Origin of the sequence: Streptomyces sp. NPDC021093, assembly GCF_044333135.1 — a bacterium.
Taxonomy (GTDB): Bacteria; Actinomycetota; Actinomycetes; order Streptomycetales; family Streptomycetaceae; genus Streptomyces.
On sequence record NZ_JBIRQJ010000001.1, the window covers coordinates 513,948 to 528,648 of the forward strand.

The 14,701-nt window shown below is 71.7% G+C and carries 16 protein-coding genes and 1 riboswitch; of the genes, 8 read left to right on the top strand and 8 right to left on the bottom strand.

Features of this window, described 5'->3' with window-relative positions; genetic code table 11:
* Positions 1–76: 76 nt before the first annotated feature.
* The gene (locus ACH4SP_RS02365; protein WP_398408320.1) at positions 77–1,234 is read right to left on the bottom strand and encodes a winged helix DNA-binding domain-containing protein; all 1,158 of its coding nucleotides are present in this window, start codon (positions 1,232–1,234) and stop codon (positions 77–79) included.
* A gap of 18 nt (positions 1,235–1,252) precedes the next feature.
* Positions 1,253–2,011 (bottom strand): TetR/AcrR family transcriptional regulator, encoded by a 759-nt coding sequence (locus tag ACH4SP_RS02370; RefSeq protein ID WP_398408322.1) that lies wholly within the window; start codon positions 2,009–2,011, stop codon positions 1,253–1,255.
* Between the two features lie 130 nt (positions 2,012–2,141).
* Between ACH4SP_RS02370 and ACH4SP_RS02375 the strand changes: the two genes are divergently transcribed.
* The 4 genes from ACH4SP_RS02375 (at position 2,142) to ACH4SP_RS02390 (ending at position 5,239) form a co-directional block, all read left to right on the top strand.
* Entirely contained in the window at positions 2,142–3,467 is a 1,326-nt protein-coding gene (locus ACH4SP_RS02375; protein ID WP_398408324.1) for an MFS transporter, read from the top strand.
* 66 nt (positions 3,468–3,533) lie between these two features.
* Entirely contained in the window at positions 3,534–4,151 is a 618-nt protein-coding gene (locus ACH4SP_RS02380) for a TetR/AcrR family transcriptional regulator (RefSeq protein WP_398408326.1), read from the top strand.
* Positions 4,152–4,165: 14 nt separating this feature from the next.
* Positions 4,166–4,579: a cupin domain-containing protein gene (locus ACH4SP_RS02385; RefSeq protein WP_398408328.1), complete on the top strand. Its 414-nt coding sequence runs from the start codon at positions 4,166–4,168 to the stop codon at positions 4,577–4,579.
* Between the two features lie 30 nt (positions 4,580–4,609).
* On the top strand, positions 4,610–5,239 hold the full coding sequence (locus tag ACH4SP_RS02390) for a DUF4865 family protein (RefSeq protein ID WP_398408330.1): 630 nt from the start codon (positions 4,610–4,612) through the stop codon (positions 5,237–5,239).
* Positions 5,240–5,262: 23 nt separating this feature from the next.
* On the opposite strand, the gene ACH4SP_RS02395 is transcribed toward ACH4SP_RS02390, so the two are convergent.
* Entirely contained in the window at positions 5,263–5,892 is a 630-nt protein-coding gene (locus ACH4SP_RS02395; RefSeq protein ID WP_398408332.1) for a TetR/AcrR family transcriptional regulator, read from the bottom strand.
* Between the two features lie 402 nt (positions 5,893–6,294).
* Positions 6,295–6,373: riboswitch (cobalamin riboswitch) on the top strand.
* A gap of 275 nt (positions 6,374–6,648) precedes the next feature.
* On the opposite strand from ACH4SP_RS02395, the gene ACH4SP_RS02400 reads away from it, so the two are divergent.
* The 3 genes from ACH4SP_RS02400 (at position 6,649) to ACH4SP_RS02410 (ending at position 9,537) form a co-directional block, all read left to right on the top strand.
* Entirely contained in the window at positions 6,649–7,671 is a 1,023-nt protein-coding gene (locus tag ACH4SP_RS02400) for a FecCD family ABC transporter permease (protein WP_398409508.1), read from the top strand.
* Positions 7,671–8,450, top strand: a complete 780-nt coding sequence (locus ACH4SP_RS02405; protein ID WP_398408334.1) for an ABC transporter ATP-binding protein — start codon at positions 7,671–7,673, stop codon at positions 8,448–8,450. Before ACH4SP_RS02400 ends, ACH4SP_RS02405 begins: the two co-directional genes overlap by 1 nt.
* A gap of 64 nt (positions 8,451–8,514) precedes the next feature.
* The gene (locus ACH4SP_RS02410; RefSeq protein ID WP_398408336.1) at positions 8,515–9,537 is read left to right on the top strand and encodes an ABC transporter substrate-binding protein; all 1,023 of its coding nucleotides are present in this window, start codon (positions 8,515–8,517) and stop codon (positions 9,535–9,537) included.
* Positions 9,538–9,549: 12 nt separating this feature from the next.
* On the opposite strand, the gene ACH4SP_RS02415 is transcribed toward ACH4SP_RS02410, so the two are convergent.
* On the bottom strand, positions 9,550–10,113 hold the full coding sequence (locus tag ACH4SP_RS02415; protein WP_398408338.1) for an HPP family protein: 564 nt from the start codon (positions 10,111–10,113) through the stop codon (positions 9,550–9,552).
* 302 nt (positions 10,114–10,415) lie between these two features.
* Positions 10,416–11,672, bottom strand: coding sequence for an LCP family protein (locus ACH4SP_RS02420; protein ID WP_398408340.1), 1,257 nt, complete (start codon positions 11,670–11,672; stop codon positions 10,416–10,418).
* Between the two features lie 271 nt (positions 11,673–11,943).
* On the opposite strand from ACH4SP_RS02420, the gene thpR reads away from it, so the two are divergent.
* Positions 11,944–12,546, top strand: a complete 603-nt coding sequence (gene thpR, locus ACH4SP_RS02425) for an RNA 2',3'-cyclic phosphodiesterase (RefSeq protein WP_398408342.1) — start codon at positions 11,944–11,946, stop codon at positions 12,544–12,546.
* 13 nt (positions 12,547–12,559) lie between these two features.
* Here the strand turns inward: thpR and ACH4SP_RS02430 are convergent, their stop codons facing one another.
* The 3 genes from ACH4SP_RS02430 to ACH4SP_RS02440 all read right to left on the bottom strand — a co-directional run bounded on the left by ACH4SP_RS02430 (position 12,560) and on the right by ACH4SP_RS02440 (position 14,669).
* Complete coding sequence (locus tag ACH4SP_RS02430) at positions 12,560–13,441, bottom strand: alpha/beta fold hydrolase (protein ID WP_398408344.1); 882 nt, start codon at positions 13,439–13,441, stop codon at positions 12,560–12,562.
* An 80-nt stretch (positions 13,442–13,521) separates the two neighbouring features.
* Positions 13,522–14,022, bottom strand: a complete 501-nt coding sequence (locus ACH4SP_RS02435; RefSeq protein ID WP_398408346.1) for a VOC family protein — start codon at positions 14,020–14,022, stop codon at positions 13,522–13,524.
* Positions 14,019–14,669, bottom strand: a complete 651-nt coding sequence (locus ACH4SP_RS02440) for a DinB family protein (RefSeq protein WP_398408348.1) — start codon at positions 14,667–14,669, stop codon at positions 14,019–14,021. Before ACH4SP_RS02440 ends, ACH4SP_RS02435 begins: the two co-directional genes overlap by 4 nt.
* Positions 14,670–14,701: the final 32 nt, after the last annotated feature.

Sequence of the window (14,701 nt, forward strand, 5' to 3'; positions counted from 1 at the left end):
CACCGTCCCGGCCCGGCAGCCCCGTCCCGGCCCGACGGTCACTGCCCCGGCCCGGCAGCCCGTCCCGGCCCGACGGTCACGCTCCCGGCAGCAGCCGGGTCGTCCGGGCGTCCGGGAGCTTGGCCCACCAGTGGTTGTACCGGCTGTAGACGCGGGGTTCGCGGTCGGCCAGCAGGGCGGTCAACGACCGTGCCTCCGCGGCGAGTCGGTCCCACTGCTCGGGCGGCAGCTCGTGGAAGGCGGTGGCCTCGATGCCGCCGTCGGCCGGGCGCCACACCCCGGCCACGTAACCGTCGACCAGCAGGGTGGGCAGTACGTCGCCGTTGTTGCGGATGACCAGCTTGCGGTAGTCCGGCGGGATGATGCGGCCGCGGTCGGCGTACGCCAGCAGGCTGCTGTCCCACATGGCCATGAGACGGGGCGGGGCGGGCGTGTCTCCCGACGGGCGCGGCGCGCCGGGGAGGTCGAACAGCACGGCGCCGTCCGGCCCTTCGAGCTGCTCGACCGCACCGGCCTCGCCGAGTGCGCTCAGCGCCTTGCGGAGGACGGTGCGCCCCAGCAGGGTGAACTGCGCCACGTCCGCCACCGACGCCGGGCCGAAGCCGGCCAGGTAGCGCAGTACGAGAGCCCGCAGCGACTCCGGCGGCGCCTCGCGCCCCGAGGGCGCCGGGCCCGTACCCGCGGCGACGTACGAAGGCCGGGCGCCGCCGAACGACCACGGCCCGCCCGACGGAACGCGATGCAGCGGTGCGTACGCCTGCAGCCCCCACCACGCCCCGGACATCCGCTCCGCACCCAGCCGTTCCCCGACCCAGGCCTCCAGCTCGGCGGCCTTCCGCGGCCGGTCCGCGAACTCAAGGAGTTCCGGTACGAGCCGGTCGCAGTCGGCGGGGGTGAGGCCGGTGGCGGCGAAGCGGTCGCCGAGCCGCGAGGCGCGCAGCGCCGGCTGCATCGCCTCGCGGAACACCTGGTAGTCGTCGGCCAGCACCGCGTGCAGCGTGAGCCGCAGCAAGGTCGCCTTGACGACCGCCCGTCCGGTGAACGCGGCGTCCAGGTCGGCCGGGACGAATTCGCTGAGCCGGTTCCACAGGGCGAGATACGGCGAGGGCGCGTGCTGCGCCTGCAGCGCGACCACCTGCCTGAGCGCGTCCTCGACGCTCAAGGGCTTCCGCTCCAGGAGGAGTTGGCGGTGGAGGGTGGCCCGGTTGAGGTCGCGTGCGGTGATCGTCGGCATGCTGAGGATTGTGCCTCGTCAGCGCCGCACGGCGGCGGCGTGTGCGGCGATTCCCTCGGTGAGGAGGGTGAGGGAGAACTCGAACTGGGCGTCGGGGGAAGGGGGTTTGAGCCCGCCGAGTCGGCTCAGGTGGGGCAGCTCGACGTGTGGATCGAGGCCCGCGTCCGCGTCCGCCTCCGGATGCAGCCAGGACGGTGGCAGGCGTTCCAGGTCCGTGGGGTCCAGATGGGCGGGCGGGCGGTCGTACAGGACGTCCTGCAGCTCCACGAAGCCCACGACGTGCCGGATCGTCTCCATGCAGGCGTGGTACGCGTCCTCCAGCGGCAGCCCGACCTCCACGAAGAACCCGATCAGCGCGTCCACGTTGCGCAGCATCACCGGGTGCCGGGCCATCGTGATGTTCTCGCTCAGCGCGAGGGTGGTCATGCCGGGGTGGCGCCGGTAGTGGGCGCGCAGGTTCCGGCAGAAGGCGCGCAGGCTCTCCCGCCAGCGGTCCTGAGCGGCGGACAGCTCCGGCGGCTGCCAGTCGGACTCGAACAGCTCGGCGGCGAGGGTGATCAGGTCGCGCCGGTCCTCGACGTAGTTGTACAGCGCGCGGGGCGAGACCCCCAGGTCGGTCGCGAGGAGACGCATCGTCAGTTCGGCCGGGCCCCGGCGGCCCAGGAAGTCCAGCGCGGCCCGCCCGACCGACTCGCGGGTCAGGGTGGCGCGCCCCTTGCGGTGGGTCGGCCGGCGCCGGGCCGTACCGGCGTGCTCGGTTTCGTCGTCGCTGTTCATCGGGGTACGAGGCTAGCAAGCCACTGAACTTCACACGTGTTGACTTTAAGGAGAGCGATCGACAGAGTGGCCGGGTAAGGGTCACCTAACCCTGCCCTTCCCACCCCAACTCCCTTCCCTGGAGCCGCTCATGTCCCGGGCACGCCCTGCCATGGCCATAGCCATGGACCTCTCCCCGCTGCGCGAGAGCAAGGACTTCCGGCTGCTGTACGCCGGCTTCCTCGGCGCACTGTTCGGCACGCTGATGACCAGCGTGGCGGTGGCCTGGCAGGTCTACGAGCTCACCGGATCCGCCGCCCACGTCGGCCTGGTCAGCCTCGCCAGGGCCTTCCCGCTGGTGGTCGGCGTGCTCGTCGGCGGCGTACTGGCGGACCGTCGCGACCGACGGACGCTGATGCTCGCCACCCGGCTGCCGCTGACCCTCGTCGCGGCCGCGCTGGCGGTCAACGCGCTGCTGGCCGAGCCGTACGTCTGGGTCATCTACGTCTGCACCGGCCTGACCGGACTCTTCGCGGGCCTCGGCGGCCCGGCCATGCTCGCGGCCATCCCCGCCCTCGTCGGCACCGAACGCCTCGCCGCGGCGGGCGCGTTGACGTCCGCCTCCACCCAGCTGGCGGCCCTGCTCGGCCCCGCCGTCGGCGGTCTGCTCGTCGCGGGCCCCGGGCTCGCCGCCTGCTTCGCCGTGGACGCGGTCGGCTTCCTCGCCTTCTCGCTGGCGCTGTTGTTCGTACGGCCGCTGCCTCCCGCCGCCACCGCCGGTACGGGCAAGGGGGTCAGGCAGTCGTTCGCCGCCGTGGCGGACGGCGTGCGGTACGTGCGGGGGCACCGCCTCATCGTCGGACTGCTCCTCATCGACGCCGCGGCGATGGTCTTCACGATGCCGCAGGCGCTCTACCCGGTCCTGGCCGACCAGCAGTTCGGCGGCGGCCCCGGAGTCGTCGGGCTGCTGTACGCGGCTCCCGCACTCGGCGCCCTGGTCGGCGCGGCCACCAGCGGCTGGACCGGCCGGGCCGGCGGCCACGCGCTCATCGGGGCCGTACTGCTCTGGGGCCTCTCCCTCACCGGCTTCGGCGCGACCTCCTTCCTGCCCCTCGCCCTGGTGCTGCTCGCCCTCGCGGGGCTGGGCGACCTGATCTCCGAAGCCCTGCGCTCCGCCCTCCTCCAGCACGGCACCCCGGACGCGCTCCGCGGTCGCGTCAGCAGCCTCTGGATGGTCCAGGCCTCGGTCTCCCCGGCCCTCGGCAACGCGGGCCTCGGCTTCCTCGCCGAACTCACCACCGCCCGCACCGCGGTGATCACCGGCGGCCTGGTCTGCGTCGTGGCCACGCTCGCGGTCGCCGCGGCCTTCCCGGCCCTCCGCAGGGCCAGCCTCGCTGAGCCCGGCCCTGCGGAGCCCGGCCCTGCTGAGCCCGGCCCCGAGGCGGCCAGTCCCGAGGAACAGCGGAGTCGTTCATGAGAGCCCGCGGACAGGGCGGACGGCCCCCGGTGAGATTCTGTACCTACAAGTACGTACACTCGTGCCATGAGCACTGCGGAACTCCTCATCGCCAGCACCCGCGAGTTGCTGTGGGAACGCGGCTACACCGGCACCAGCCCCAAGGCCATCCAGCAACGGGCCGGCGTCGGGCAAGGGAGCATGTACCACCACTTCACCGGCAAACCCGACCTCGCACGCGCGGCGATCTGCCGCACCGCGGAGGAGATGCGGGCGAAGGCCGAGGAGCAGTTCGCCGCCCCCGGCACCGCCCGGGAGCGGATCACCGCGTACCTGCGCCGGGAGCGGGACGTGCTCAAGGGCTGCCCCATCGGACGCCTCACCCAGGACCCGGACGTCATGGCCGACCCGGCACTGCGCGCCCCGGTCGACGAGACCCTCGCCTGGCTGCGCGGGCGGATCGCCGAGGTGCTGACCGAGGGATGCGAGCGCGGCGAACTGAACGCGGCGCTGGACCCGCAGGCCTGCGCGGCGACCGTCGTCGCTGTTCTCCAGGGCGGCTACGTACTGGCGCGTGCGGCCGACTCGGTGCAGCCGTTCGACCAGGCGATCGACGGAATTCTGGGCCTGCTCACGGCGCCTGCCTCCGCTTCCGCTTCCGCTCCTGCTTCCACTTCCGCCTCCGCTTCCGTCGACGAGCAGTAGGGACCGGCCACCTCATGCGTGTTTCTCCGCCGCCACGGCCCACCGCCGTGGCACCCCCCGAGTGGGTCACCGGCGCAGTGTGGGTCGACGAGATCGCCGCGCCCGAAGGGCCGTCGCGCTTCCGGGCCGACAGCGTCCACTTCGCGCCCGGCGCCCGAACCGTGTGGCACCGCCACCCCTTCGGACAGGTCCTGTACGTCACCGAGGGGGCCGGGCTCGTGCAGTGCCGCGGCGGTGAGGTGCGCGCCGTCCGTGCCGGGGACAGCGTGCGCATCGCGCCGGCCGAGTGGCACTGGCACGGAGCGTCCCCCACCGCCTTCATGACGCATCTGGCCATCCAGGAGGTGGCCGAGGACGGCACCGAGGCCGAGCGCGGCGCTCCGGTCACCGAGGCCGAATACCTCAGCGGTCCGAAGTCGACCCGCTGACACCACCCGCCAAGAAAGGCAAGACCCTTCGTGTACGCCAAGCAGTACGAGATCACCCTGCCCGCCGACTACGACATGGAGATCATCCGCAAGCGGGTGGCCGTCGGCGGGCACGTGCTCGACGACCGCGCCGGACTGGGCCTGAAGGCGTACGTCATCCGCGAACGCGGCGTCGACGGCTCGCCGGTCAACCAGTACGCCCCCTTCTATCTGTGGAACGACACCGGTGCGATGGCCCACTTCCTCGTCGGCGGTGGCGGGTTCCAGAACATCGTCCGGGACTTCGGCCGCCCGGCCGCCCGCCACTGGACAGGCATCGCCTGCCAGGCCGGACCCGCCCGTACGACACCTCCCCGGGCGGCCTCCCGCCGTCTCACCCCGATACCCGCCGACGCCGACCCGGACGGCACGGGACTGGGCCTGTCCGCGCTGGTCGAGCGGGAGGTCGAAGCACTTCGGCGGCTCTCCCGCCACGCGGGCGTGCACACGGCCGCGCTGGCCGTCGACCCCCACCACTGGCAGTTGATGCGGTTCGTGCTGTGGGCGGACACGTCCGCACCGGACACCTCCGCCCTGGACAAGGACGCGACCGAGCGCTACGAGGTGCTGCACCTGTCCGCCCCCGGCCTGGACGACCTGCCCGAGGGGCGGGACCGGTAGCCCTCCCGGCGGGCGGGGCGCGGTCAGATCTCGCCGAGCAGGTGCCGGCAGAGCCCGGCATGGGTCCAGTCGGCCCACTCCTGGCCGGTCCAGCCCCGCTCGGTGACCAGCAGGTGGTAGGCCTCGGGGCCCATCAGGGTGTAGCCGATGTCCGTGGCGCGGTCGGGGGTGAGGCCGTTGGGCAGGGGGTGCTTCTTGGCGAGGGCCTTGACCAACTGGGCCTGCACCTCGAAGCGTTGCTCCTTGTTCCGCTGCCAGAGCGGGGCGATCTCCTCGTTGTTCTGGGCCGCGTTGCGCAGCACTTCGAGCAGGCCGCCGAGCCGTACGTAGATCTCAAGCGCCCCGGCCACCTGGTGGCGCAGCTGCTCGCGCGGGTCGTCGGCCGCGACCGCGTCGCGGAACCACTCGCGTTCCACGGTCGGTACGGGCTGGTCGTCACCGGCGACCCGTACGTCCAGGAGCTCCTTGAGGACGGCGAACTTCGTCCCGAACTTGAAGTAGACCGTCTGCACCGAGACGGCGGACTCGCGTGCGATCGCGTCGATGGTCGTGCCGTCGTAACCGTGTGCGGTGAACAGCCGCAGCGAGGCCTCCAGTACGCGCTCCCGCGTCTCCTGGGAGCGTTGGCGGCGCACGCCTGGGTTTCCTGCCATGTCCCGAACCCCGTTCTCCGGACTGCGTACTTGTGGTTGTAGTGACACTCTAGTGCGGGGCCAGGGACGTGCGGGGGTGCGGTCGACCGTTAGGGCCTGTCCGGCGGATCCTGCCGCGGTCGCGTGCCCTGGCACGCCCGCCCCCAAGGTCTTAAGGACCAGGGGGGACCCCCTCGGCGTTGTCGTCAATCTTCCCCAAGCTCTCAACTTCGTTCGAGCAGGGGAGACCCCACCCGCTCCGCGTCGCCTCAATCCTCCGCCTTGCAGCTGCACGCTTCCCCAAGCTCTCAACTCCGTTCGAGCAGGGGAGGCCCCATTGCCCCGCTCAGCCACACCGAGCAGGCAAGGCCACCCCACGCGGCCCGATCCGCCGGACAGGCCCTAAGCTGCAGGCGCCCCGCGGGGGAAGTCCGGTGAGAGTCCGGCGCTGACCCGCAACGGTGGTCGGAGTGAACTCCACGCTCCGCGAGCCCGATTACCCGCGGCGGTGAAGGCTCCTGACAATTCGCCGTGGACTGCGAGAGGTGCTGCACAGGGCGCCACGCGTCCCGGGCCGCTGCTTCCGGCGCGCAGCGCACGGCCCGAGGCGAAGGCGAACCGCCCGTGGCCACATCCTTCGAGCACCAGCCCGCCGTGTCGCCGCACACGGACGAGGCGCGTGCCCATGACGCCCATGCCCGCGACGACCGTGAAGACCGCGACGGTCACGCTCTCACCGGCAAGGGCCCCGGCCCGGCGCCGCCCCGGCGGGCGTCCGTGCCGTTGCTCGTCGTCGCCCTGGGGGTCGCGCTGCTGCTCTCCCTCGTCTGCGGGGCGGGCATCGGGGCCTCGGGGCTCACCTGGGCAGAGGTGCTGCGGTATCTGTGGGCCGGGCTGAGCGGCGGGTCCATATTCGCCGAGCAGGTTCCGGCGTACACCATCGTCTGGGAACTGCGCTTCCCGCGCGCCGTGCTGGCCGCCGTCGTCGGGGCCGGTCTCGCCGGCATCGGCGTCGCCGTGCAGGCCATGGTGCGTAACGCCCTCGCCGATCCGTTCGTCCTCGGGATCTCGTCGGGCGCGGCCGTCGGTGCCAACGCCGTACTGCTCTTCGGGGCGCTCGGCGCGCTCGGCGTCTGGGCGCTGTCCGCCGCCGCCTTCGGCTCCGCGCTCCTCGCGATGACGCTGGTGTACGCGATCGCCCGCACGCCGCGCGGGCTGACGCCGCTGCGGCTCGTACTGACCGGGACCGCGATGTACTACGGCTTCTCGGCGATCACCACGTTCATGGTCTTCGCCGCCGAACGCGGCGAGGCCGCCCGTTCCGCGATGATGTGGCTGCTCGGCAGCCTCGGCGGCGCCAACTGGGCCTCCGTACCGATCGCCGCCGCGGCCGTACTCGCCGGTCTCGCTCATCTGCTGTGGTCCGCGCGCCGGCTGAACGCCCTCGCGATGGGCGACGAGACCGCCGCCTCGCTCGGCGTGGACGCGGGACGGCTGCGCAAGGAGCTGTTCCTGGTGACCGCCGCCGTCACCGGCGCCGTGGTCGCGGTCAGCGGGGCGATCGGCTTCGTCGGCCTGATGGTTCCGCACGCCGTCCGCATGCTGGTCGGCGCCGACCACCGGCGGCTGCTCGCCGTCGCCCCGCTCATGGGCGCTGTCCTGCTGGTCTGGGTGGACATCCTGTCCCGCGCGGTGCTCGCCCCCGTCGAACTCCCCGTCGGCGTCCTCACCGCGGCCATCGGCGTGCCGTGCTTCGTTCTGCTGATGCGCCGCAACTCGTACAGCTTCGGAGGCGTGTGATGCGTATCGACATCGAGGAACTGAGCGTCGAGATCGCCGGGGCACGGCTGGTCGAGGACGTCGCGCTGCACGCGGCCGACGGGCAGCTCGTCGGGCTCGTCGGCCCCAACGGCAGTGGGAAGTCGACCCTGTTGCGCTGTGTCTACCGGGCGCTGCGCCCCGCCGGCGGGACCGTCCGCGTCGACGGCGACGACCTGTACGCGATGACCGCGCGCGAAGGCGCCAGGCGGCTGGCCGCGCTGCCCCAGGAGGCGGTCGCCGAGTTCGACTTCACGGTCTCCGAGGTCGTGGCGATGGGACGGCTGCCGCACCAGCGGTCGGTGGCCCGCACCACCGACGAGGACCGGCAGGTGTGCGGGACCGCGCTGGCCAGGGTCGGCGCGGCCCACCTCGCGGGACGCGGCTTCCTCACCCTCTCCGGCGGCGAGAAGCAGCGCGTCCTGATCGCCCGCGCGCTCGCCCAGCAGCCACGGGTGCTGGTCCTCGACGAGCCCACCAACCACCTCGACATCGCCCAGCAGCTGGACGTACTGGCCCTGGTGCGCGGCAGCGGTCTGACCGTGCTCACCGCACTGCACGACCTCAACCTCGCCGCACTCCACTGCGACCTGCTGTACGTCATCGACGCGGGGCGGATCGTCACCCACGGCGCCCCGCACGACGTGCTCACGCCCGAGCTGCTGGCCGAGGTCTTCGGCGTACGGGCGCACCGCGTGCCGCACCCCGAGTCCGGCGCCGTACAGCTGCTGTTCGACCGCCTCCTGCCCGCAACTTCCTGACCTCCTGACTTCCTGACTTCCTGACCTCCTGGCTTTCTGACTTCCTGAAGGATCCCTGCTCACCATGCGCATTCCCGTACGCCCCGCAGCCCTCGCGTCGCTGGCCGCCCTCGTCCTCACCGGCTGCGGTGCGGAGGTCGAACCGACCACCGACACCAAGGCGGCCAACAGCCACTACCCGGTCACCGTCGAGAACTGCGGCGAGAAGAAGACCTACGCCAAGGCCCCGCAGCGCGTGGTCACCAACGACGTCGGCATCACCGAGATCATGTTCGCGCTCGGCCTCGAAAAGAACATGGCGGGCTTCGTGATGCCCGACGACAAGGGCGACCTCGACTCCGTCCCCTGGAAGGGCGGCTACAGCAAGGTCAAGTGGCTCTCGAAGAAGCAGATCAACAAGGAGATGGCCCTCGACGCCCGCGCCGACCTCGTCTTCGCGGGCTGGAACTACGGCTTCAACGAGGGCGAGGGCTTCACCCCGGCCGACCTGAAGAAGGTCGGCATCGACTCGTACCTGCTGAGCGAGTCGTGCCGCAACGGGCGGGGCGGCACGGCCCGCGGCGTGATGCCGCCGCTCGACGCGCTCTACGCCGACCTGCGGAACCTGGGCCGGATCTTCGACGTCGAGGACCGCGCGGAGGCCCTCGTCGCGAAGTTCCGCAAGCAGGTGGCCGACGCGCAGGCGGGCGCGCTCAAGGGCGCCGACCGGCCGCGGGTCTTCCTGTACGACGGCGGCCAGGACAAGCCGTTCACCTCGGGTCTGTACGCGGCGCCGCACGACATCATCACCAGGGCGGGCGGCGACCACGTGATGAAGGACCTCAAGGACAGCTGGGCGACGGTGGGCTGGGAGACCGTCGTCGAACGCGACCCCGAGGTGATCGTGATCAACAACTACGGGGACACCACCGCCGAGCAGAAGCGCAAGTTCCTGAAGTCCTACCCGCCGCTGGCGAACGTCTCCGCGGTCAAGAACGACCGGATCGTCGTCCTCGACTACGCGGAGCTGGTGGAGAGCCCGCGCAACCCCGGCGCGATCGCGTCGCTCGCGGCGGACCTGAAGAAGTTCGGCGTGCCCCGCACCTGAGGGCCCGCCGGTCTACCACCAGTAGGCGGGGTACTTCGGCGCGTCGCGCCGCAGCCGCGAGACGACGTACTCCGCCAGCACCATCAGGACGCAGGCCCCGACCAGCAGCGGTACGAACCTGGCCGGGGCCGGCGTCTGGAGCACGATGACCACGGTGGTGGCGCACGCGGGGGAGTGCGGGGTGCGCGCGAGCGTCATCAGCGCCATGGTGAGCCCGGCTGCCGCGGCCGCGGCCCAGGCGCTGCTGCCCGCCACCGCCAGCACGCCGTAGCCGGCGACGACCCCCAGCAGATGGCCGACGACCAGGCTGCGCGGCTGGGCCAGCGGCATGGTCGGCGCACTGTGCACGAGCGCGGCGCTGGCGGCGAGGGAGGGTATGAGCACGGGCTCGTGGATCGCCGCACCGATGGCGACGAGCCCCAGCAGGACGATGGTGCCGACGCCGATGCTGTGCAGGGCGGCAGCAGGACCGGGTCGCGCCGGAGCCCGGCCCACGACCCGCCACCGGCGCACCGCGGGCTTCGCCGGCGGAGGAGAGTGGTCGGACGCGGGGTGCGGGACGGCGTCGAGGCTCATGGGAGGCGCATTTCCTGTGGGGACGGCGGGACGAAAGACTAGGAAGATCGTCTATCGAAAACCTATGTGCCGCCCTGACCTGGGCGGGCACCAGGGCTCAGGACACCGGGGCTCAGGGCACCAGGGCTCAGGGCACCTGGGCTCAGGACACCAGGGCTCAGGACACCAGTGCCGGGCGCCACGGAGCGCGGCGCCCGGCACTGCGCGGGCTGCGGGACCGTACTCCCGGACACGGACGGTTGGCCGCCGCAGCCGGGAGGGGCGGGACGCGGGGGGAGGAGGGGAGGCGGGCGGGAGGCCGCTCAGTTCCCCTTGACGACCTTGCCCGCGTCGACCTTGTCGCCCGCCGAGTCCTTGGTGACCGACTCGGGGATCGGCTTGTCCGCCCGGAGCGACAGCCAGAGCAGGTCGGACTGCTCCTTCAGCGGGACGACCCGGTCGGCGTCCTTCGCGTCGTAGTCGATGGGCAGAGTGATCATGTTCATGTTCTTCGGCTTGATGCCGGTGAGCTTGTTGGCGAAGCTGATCAGGGAGGGCACCGAGCTGAGCTGCGAGTCGGTGGTGAGCGTCTCGGTGGCGGTGTCGGCGAGGTCGTAGAGCTTCTTCGGGTTGCTGAAGACGCCGACGTCCTTGACCTGGTCCATCAGCGCCTTGACGAACGCCTGCTGGAGCTGGATGCGGCCGAGGTCGCTGCCGTCGCCGACGCTCTTTCGCGTCCGTACGAGACCGAGCGACTGCTCGCCGTTCAGCTGGTTGGTACCGGCCGGGAGGTCGAGGTGGCTCTTGGGGTCCTTGATCGCCTTGTTGGTGGTGATGGAGACGCCGCCGAGGGTGTCGACGAGCTTCTTGAAGCCGCTGAAGTCGACTTCCAGGTAGTGGTCCATGCGGATGCCGGACAGCTGCTCGGCGGTCTTCACCGCGCAGACGGGCCCGCCGATCTCGAACGCGGTGTTGAACATCTGCCGCTCGGCGGCCGGCTTGAGCTTGGTGCGGCCCTGGCACTCGGGGCGGGAGACCAGGGTGTCGCGGGGGATCGAGACAACGCTGGCCTTGTCGCCCCCCTTGTGGACGTGCACGATCATCGCGGTGTCGGAGCGGGCGTTGCCCACGTCCTCGCCGTACTTGTTGTTCTCGTCGCCCTGCCGCGAGTCGGAGCCGAGGACCAGGATGTCGAGGGAGCCGTTGTCGATCTCCGGCGGTCTGCTGCTGCCGAGCGCACTTTCGATGTCGACGCTCTTGAGATTGCCGTCGAGGGAGAAGTACACCCAGCTGAGACCGGCACCGCCCACGACGAGCACAGCGGCAAGAGCCCAGATCAGGAGCGCGAACCTGCTGCGCGGTCTGCGCTTGCCGCGGCGGTTCGCCGCACGGCCCCGGCCGCCGGACTGGGCGCGACGGGCGGCGGCACGACCGGCGTACTCGGGGGTGGGCTCGTCACCGTGCAGGCTGTCCTGCCGACCGGGGGCGGGCTGCTGCGCGCGCCGCCCGCCGGTCTGTTTCCGGCGGCTGCCGGTGGACCGTATTCGGTCGCTCCGGTCGCTCCTGCCACGGTTGCCCATGTACTTCTCAACTCCTCGTGATGCCCGGGTACCCCCTGCCGTCATGGAACGGGGAATGGGAAAGTCGACATTTTGCACACGTCCGGCGTCGGACGTTGCAAGGTCAGACATTCGAACATGCAGAAGGGTTGCACACGAAAAGAGCACACGGGCGTCCCCATCTGTCCATGTAATGGGAAGCAATATTTGGCCCCCAGGGCAAGGCGGGCGACAAGGCGCGCAAAGGGGGCCGGACGCGGCCGCACCACCCGCATACGGTACGAATTCCCCTGTGACCGCACACCCGACCGCCCGCCCGACCGCACACCCCCGGCCCGCGACCGTTCGCGTCTTCGTCGCCGTCGCCCCGCCCGACGAAGCGAAGGAGGAACTCGAACAGGCACTGCGCCCCGCCTACGACGCGCACCCCCGCATGCGGTGGAACCGCATCGAGGACTGGCACATCACCCTGGCGTTCCTCGGCGAACTCCCGGTCGCCGCCGCCACGCTCCTGCGCCCGCCGCTCGCGGCCCTCGCGGAGTCCCGCCCGCCCCTCGCCCTGGCGCTGAGCGGCGGCGGGCACTTCGACGAACGGGTGCTGTGGAGCGGCATCGACGGCGACCTCGACGGCCTGCAGCTGCTCGCCGCCGAGGTGCGGGCCGTGGTCAAGGACTGCGGCATCCCGTTCGAGGACCGGCCGCTGCGCCCCCATCTGACCCTGGCCCGCGCCCGCCGCACCGACCCCACAGCGGCCGCTGAGGCCGCCGCCGGGCTCACCGGATTCACCGGCCGCCCCTGGCGGGCGGAACGCCTGCACCTCGTCGGCAGCAACATCGGCCGAGGCCCGGGGCCGATCCACTACCGGGACATCGAGGCCTGGGACTTCGGGGGGTGACCGAGGGTTCCGTTCAGCGGCTCCCCTCCAGCACCTGCCGCAGCGTCTTCGCGAACTCGTCGGGCGCCCCGTGCTGGCCGAACTCCCCACCCAGGAAGCCTCCGTGGTGGCTGGGGAACACGGTCGGTTCGACACCGAGACCCTCCGCCACACCCACCCCGGCACGGGCGGCGAACTCGCCCGCGGACTCCTGACCCACCGCGATCACGATGCGGGTCGAGGCGGCCCGCAGGGCGGCGAAGTCGGGCGAGAAGCCGGTGCAGCCGCGGATGTTCTGGCCGAACAGCGGGTCGTCGCGGGAGCCGTCGTCCTCGGTCGGCAGACCGAACTCGGCGGGAGAGGGGGCCGGTGCGTCGGCCCAGTCGGCCGTGAACGGCCCCTTCCGGCTCGACACCGCGATGAACTTCGCCATCGCGGAACCGAACCCCTCACGCAGGTACGTCGTGCGGAGGTCCGCACAGACCTCCAGCGCGGCCTCGCGGTCCGGCAGCACCTGGGCCGTCGGCGGCTCGTGCGCGACGAGGGTGCGCACCAGGCCGGGGTGGCGTGCGACCAGGGCGAGCGCGTTGACCGCCCCGCCGCTGCTGGCGAACATGTCCACCGGCCCTGCCCCGGCCGCCTCGATGACGCGCCGCAGGTCATCGGCGTGCTCCTGCGGCGTCGACTCCGCCGCACCGTCGTCGCGCGTGCTGCGGCTCACGCCCCTCGGGTCGTAGGTGAGGATCGTACGGTCGGTGAAGTGGGAGGCCAGCGTGGCGAATCCGCTCGCGTCCATGGGCGAACCGATCAGGAACAGGACGGCGTCGCCGTCCGTGCCGCCGCCGGTGCCTTCCCGGACGTCGTAGGCCAGCGTGGCACCGCTGACGGACAGCGTGCGGGTCTCTGTTTCGGGCATGGCCGGCTCCTCGTGCGTGGTGTGGTGCGACGTTTCTCCGTTGTGCGGGGTAGACCGCCCGACCGGCAGGAACTCATCGGTCAGTCCAGGCAGAACTCGTTTCCTTCAGGGTCGGTCAGCACGATGAAGCCGTTGTTCATCGGGGGAGCGGGCTCCTCGCGGTGCACCCGCTTCGCCCCCAGCGCGACGAGCCGGCCGCACTCGGCCTCCAGCGCCGCCATCCGCTCGTCGCCGTGCAGCCCGGGGGCCGCACGGACGTCGAGGTGGACGCGGTTCTTGGCGACCTTGTCCTCCGGCACCCGCTGGAAGAACAGCCGGGGGCCGTGCCCGTCCGGATCCTCGATGGCCGAATGCGAGTTGCGCTGGTCCTCCGGCACGCCGATCCGGGCGAGGAAGTCGTCCCACGCGGCCATGGGGTCTCCCCTGTTCGAGCGAAGCCGAGAACTTGGGGAAGGGTCGGCGCCCTCGGGGAGGTCGACGCCGGGCGGACCGGGGTGGACGTAGCCCATCACGTCGCGCCAGAAGGACGACAGGGCCCGCGGGTCGTGGGCGTCGAAGGTGACCTGGAGGTGGCGGCTCATCGGGCTTCTCCGTTCGTGACAGGATGTGCGGCGGGACTCGTGAGGTGACCTGCGGCGGTGCTCGTGACGGGACGCGTTGCTGAGTGCGTGTGCGCGTAGAGGTCGCGCAGCAGACACACCTCGGACAGATGGTGGATCAGCTCGCGCTGGATGTGCAGTACGAGATCGGCCATGGCCAATTCGGGGAAGGCGGGCTCCTTCTCGCCGACCGGGAGCAGCAGCCCGGCCTCGCCGAGGTCGCGCACTCCGGCCATCCAGACGTCCAGCTGGGCCTTGAGCTGGTCGAGTGCGGTGGCGGCACTGCCTGCGTACTCCCAGCCCTCGTACGACGCCGCGGGCGCGCCGAAGTGCGCCGCGTTGCGCGCGGCGAGCACGCCGACGACGACATGGCCGAGTTGCCAGGCGATCGTGGTGAACGGCGCAGGGTCGGGCTGCGGGAAGGCGAAGTCGATCGTGAAGTCCCCGGTACCGGCCTGCACGGGCGCCTTCGAGGTGCCGCGCGGCCGCACGCTCCAGGCGTCCGGCACCGGCGACCAGAAGTACTCGTCGTCGGTGAGGCCGTCGAGCCGGTCCCGCAGCTGATGGTTCCAGTGGAACTCCCACTGCTCGCGCAGCGTCCGGTTCCAGTCGAATTCGGTTGCGTTCATGGAGCCACCGTGACATTGATGGCGGACAGGAT

What these genes read in the sequence shown, in the direction of transcription:
- ACH4SP_RS02370 (WP_398408322.1), bottom strand. Translation starts at nt 2,011, where the DNA reads ATGAACAGCGACGACGAAACCGAGCACGCCGGTACGGCCCGGCGCCGG.
- ACH4SP_RS02395 (WP_398408332.1), bottom strand. Translation starts at nt 5,892, where the DNA reads ATGGCAGGAAACCCAGGCGTGCGCCGCCAACGCTCCCAGGAGACGCGG.
- ACH4SP_RS02420 (WP_398408340.1), bottom strand. Translation starts at nt 11,672, where the DNA reads ATGGGCAACCGTGGCAGGAGCGACCGGAGCGACCGAATACGGTCCACC.
- ACH4SP_RS02415 (WP_398408338.1), bottom strand. Translation starts at nt 10,113, where the DNA reads ATGAGCCTCGACGCCGTCCCGCACCCCGCGTCCGACCACTCTCCTCCG.
- ACH4SP_RS02430 (WP_398408344.1), bottom strand. Translation starts at nt 13,441, where the DNA reads ATGCCCGAAACAGAGACCCGCACGCTGTCCGTCAGCGGTGCCACGCTG.
- ACH4SP_RS02365 (WP_398408320.1), bottom strand. Translation starts at nt 1,234, where the DNA reads ATGCCGACGATCACCGCACGCGACCTCAACCGGGCCACCCTCCACCGC.
- ACH4SP_RS02405 (WP_398408334.1), top strand. Translation starts at nt 7,671, where the DNA reads ATGCGTATCGACATCGAGGAACTGAGCGTCGAGATCGCCGGGGCACGG.
- ACH4SP_RS02435 (WP_398408346.1), bottom strand. Translation starts at nt 14,022, where the DNA reads ATGAGCCGCCACCTCCAGGTCACCTTCGACGCCCACGACCCGCGGGCC.
- ACH4SP_RS02385 (WP_398408328.1), top strand. Translation starts at nt 4,166, where the DNA reads ATGCGTGTTTCTCCGCCGCCACGGCCCACCGCCGTGGCACCCCCCGAG.
- ACH4SP_RS02440 (WP_398408348.1), bottom strand. Translation starts at nt 14,669, where the DNA reads ATGAACGCAACCGAATTCGACTGGAACCGGACGCTGCGCGAGCAGTGG.
- ACH4SP_RS02410 (WP_398408336.1), top strand. Translation starts at nt 8,515, where the DNA reads ATGCGCATTCCCGTACGCCCCGCAGCCCTCGCGTCGCTGGCCGCCCTC.
- ACH4SP_RS02375 (WP_398408324.1), top strand. Translation starts at nt 2,142, where the DNA reads ATGTCCCGGGCACGCCCTGCCATGGCCATAGCCATGGACCTCTCCCCG.
- ACH4SP_RS02380 (WP_398408326.1), top strand. Translation starts at nt 3,534, where the DNA reads ATGAGCACTGCGGAACTCCTCATCGCCAGCACCCGCGAGTTGCTGTGG.